At 64.0% G+C, this 3511-nt stretch carries 3 protein-coding genes; all 3 read right to left on the bottom strand.

Translation table 11 applies throughout. The annotated features are described in order from the left end of the window. Window positions 1-348: 348 nt before the first annotated feature. The 3 genes from IRZ12_RS16595 to IRZ12_RS16605 all read right to left on the bottom strand — a co-directional run bounded on the left by IRZ12_RS16595 (window position 349) and on the right by IRZ12_RS16605 (window position 3299). Window positions 349-1329, bottom strand: a complete 981-nt coding sequence (locus tag IRZ12_RS16595) for an EamA family transporter (RefSeq protein ID WP_296470885.1) — start codon at window positions 1327-1329, stop codon at window positions 349-351. Window positions 1330-1412: 83 nt separating this feature from the next. Beyond that, entirely contained in the window at window positions 1413-2411 is a 999-nt protein-coding gene (locus tag IRZ12_RS16600) for a tripartite tricarboxylate transporter substrate binding protein (protein WP_296470888.1), read from the bottom strand. A gap of 12 nt (window positions 2412-2423) precedes the next feature. Then, window positions 2424-3299, bottom strand: a complete 876-nt coding sequence (locus tag IRZ12_RS16605; RefSeq protein WP_296470891.1) for an alpha/beta hydrolase — start codon at window positions 3297-3299, stop codon at window positions 2424-2426. Window positions 3300-3511 lie beyond the last annotated feature (212 nt).

Consider the following 3511-nt stretch of genomic DNA (forward strand, 5'->3'; position numbering starts at 1 on the left):
GCGATCCAGCATCGTCAACCTCTTCTGAACGCCTCAAACCGGCCTCAAGAGTACGAAATCTATTCGGATCGCTCCACGTTATTCTGCGATGAACCAAAATAAAGCCCCCGCGAGGGGGGCTAAATGGGGCGGACTCAGAATGACCCGCCTCACGAGCAGCGAAAGGGTTGAGCGATTCAACCGTGTCTACCGATTCAAGGAGGGTCGCTTCCAGAGCGGTGAACCTGAACACCGCTTCCCCTGTCAGGACGTATGCGGTTCTCACGCGTCATGATTATGGAAGCATTCGCCGCCGCGGATAAGTCGGGCGTATGGCTTAGTACTTAGGGATGGCGGGCTACCCGCCCGTTACGTGATCCCGAACCAGGCCGGATCGGCCGCCAGCGCCGCCGCACCGATCAGCGAGAGCACGGTCGCCAGCAGCACCGGCCCGTCGAAAGATTCCAGGTCGGGATTGAGCCAGCGCGCCAGCCATACCCGCATGACCAGCGACGTGCGTTGGATAGGCGTCACGATCGACGCGGGAGCCAGGGCAAGCGCCATGTAGACGAATATCTGCGATGCCGCCGCCATCAGGCCGGCGACGGAATACCACCCCAGGGTCGAACGCGGCATGGTCACCGAACGTGCCAAGCCGCCCTGGAAAGCGACGATGAGCAGCACGGCCAACGTCGCGGTGGTATAGGCAACGGCAGCACCAGCCAGTCCGCCGGCCATGCCGCTGCCTTCCACCATGCCCTGGCGGACGAGGATGGGGCTGGACCCATATGCCAGCGCGGAGAGAATGGCGAACAGATACCCTTCGCCGAGCTTGGGTTGGAAGGCATTGCCCGCAGGCTGCGCCTTGGCAGGCGCCGGGGGCTCGCCTGGCACCCGCCTGAATCGCCGCAGCGAGAAAGGACCGTGCCCCCGCGCGCCTAGCATGGGGGCAGCCAGGATCAGCGCGATGCCCCCCAGGTGCAAGGCGTTGAGCCGCTCGCCGAGCAGGACGACGGCCAATACCAGCGTCATCAAGACGCTCGTCTGCTGGACAGGGCCGACAAGGACAGCGCCCATGGCGCGTGTCGCGCGGTAATTGCAGTAGCGCCCAAAGCCGAAATGCAGCAGTCCGGCTGCGGAGAAATACAGCACAGAGCTCAAGGGGAAGGCGCGAAGTTCACGCATCCCCCCAGTCGCCAACGTAGCGATCCAGACCAGCGCTGCCCCGAGCAGCAAGGTGACGACCATCGCCTGCGCCAGCGTGCCCCCGACCACCCCGCGGCGAAGGGTGGCGTTGTTTGCCGCGAACGTGAATGCGGCAAGAAGAGAAAGGGCGATGGGCAGGATCATGGGCGGCGCCGCGACGGGTGGTTTGGGCTGCCATAGTTTGCCAGACCTAGCGCCCCGCGTTGCGACGCTGCCGCGTCAGCGCGCTATTCCGCCCGGATGCCGGCCTTCTCGATGGTGGCTTTCCAGGTCGCCGCCTCGCGCGTGATCTGGGCGCCGAACTCTTCCGGGCTGTTGCCGACCGGCGTCACGCCCAATTTCTCGAACTGCTGCACGATCTCCGGCTTGGAGACGGCGGCCTTGACCGCATCGGCCAGCTTCTGGACGATGGCCGGATCCGTGCCCACCGGGGCCGCCAGCCCCCACCAGTTGCCAGCCACAAGGGCAGGCATGCCCTGCTCGGCGGTGGTCTTCACCTCAGGCAGCGCGGGCAGTCGCCTGGGCGAGGCAACGGCCAGCGCCTTGAGCCTGCCGCTGGCGATATGGCCCGCCACGGTGCTGATGCCTGCTGCGGCAAAAAAAATCTGGACATCCCCCGCGACCAGCGCCTGCACGGCAGGCGGTGCACCACGATAGGGTACGTGCACGATGTCGACGCCGGCAGCCTGCGCGTAGAGCGCGCCGACCAGATGCGGCGCGGTTCCGCTGCCAGGCGTGCCGTAATTGAGCTTGCCGGGATGCTGCTTCGCGTACGCGGTCAGCTCGTCCAGGCTGTTCGCGGGCAGATTCGCGTTGACCACGACGACTGCCGGGGCGTTATTGATGACAGAAATCGGGACCAAATCCTTGATCGGGTCATAGCGCAACGTGGCCAGATACTGGTTCGTGACGAAATTGTTGGTCGCACCCAACAACAGCGTGTAGCCGTCCGGTGCCGACCGCACGACGTCCTCGGCGCCTATGTTGCCCGACGCTCCGCTCTTGTTATCGATGTAGAAGTTCGCACCCAGTCGGGCTTCGAGCTCCTTCTGCACGATCCGGAAAGTCACGTCGCCGGCGTTGCCGGGCGCGAAGGGTACGACCACGCGGATCGGGCGCGACGGCCAGCTGGCGTCCGCCGCCTGCGCGGCGATTCCGGGAATGCACAGCAATGCGGTCGCAAACAGCATTCGGCCGCGCGCGGCCTGGGCGAATGAGCGGGACATATGGAGATCCTATCAGGTGGAAGACACGCCGCCTCTCGCCAACTTCATGACGGCGCGATACAAGACGCTCGACCTGTCGCACAGGTCAAGGATGACGTCGAAATGGTTGCGCCCCTCGAACAAAAACTCGTCCACGAGCAAGTCGCGCTCGCGCCAGTACTGTGCCACTTCACGGCTTTGCCGGCGGAATTCGTCCGTGTCGCCGGCCGCCACCGCCACGATCACAGGAGTGCGCCCGCTAGGCTCATTGGTCAGCAGTGAAAACTCCTGGACTTGCTCCGGCGTCAGGTGCAGGCGCTTATTGCGATAGGAAAGACGCACGGGCTCGAGGTGACCGAGTCCGCTGACCAGCGCCGCTCCCGCGAAATCGTTCGTGGGCAGTCCGTGCGCCTTCCAGTCATGGATCAGGCATTGCGTGACCAGGTGACTGCCGGAGGAGTGGCCGATCAAGACGATGCGGGAGGGATCCCCGCCGTACTGCGCGATATTGCGCACGATCCACGCCACGCCCCGACGCACGCTCGCGACCATTTCGGCGAAAGGGACCTGAGACGCCAGCGGAAACCCGAGCGCCACGAACATACAACCGTCGCGCACGAAGGCCGGTGCCGCGAACGCACTTTCTTCCTTGCTTTGCCCGATCCAGGCGCCGCCGTGCACGTAGACCACCACGGGATGAAGACCGGCGCCGGGAGGGCGATAGATGTCGAGGCGGGCATCTCGGTGCTCGCCCCAACGCACGTCGGGCGACGTACAAAGCGGCCGCGCCTGCAGACTCAGGCGGGCGCCTTCGTCCAATATCTCCCGAAAGCGGGGGCAATAGCGTTGGTTGTCGTACTGCCGATCCAACGCTTCCTGGTCATAGTCTCCGAATACCGCGGTTTTCATCCATGCATTCCGAATAAAGATGCACGCACATTAGCAAAGGGCATTCTTGTTCGGAATTGAATTGTTTGTATAGATTGATTAATTATTCATATAAGCCTTGCAAGCGCGCACGGCGCCCCCATGGCGTGCCCGCCGCGCTTGCCCGCGTAAGCCCCCCCGACCAGTCACTTATACACATCTCACGCTGCCGCCGAGATGCAGGGGGTAGAGAG

Source organism: Pigmentiphaga sp. (assembly GCF_019689535.1).
Taxonomy (GTDB): Bacteria; Pseudomonadota; Gammaproteobacteria; order Burkholderiales; family Burkholderiaceae_B; genus Pigmentiphaga.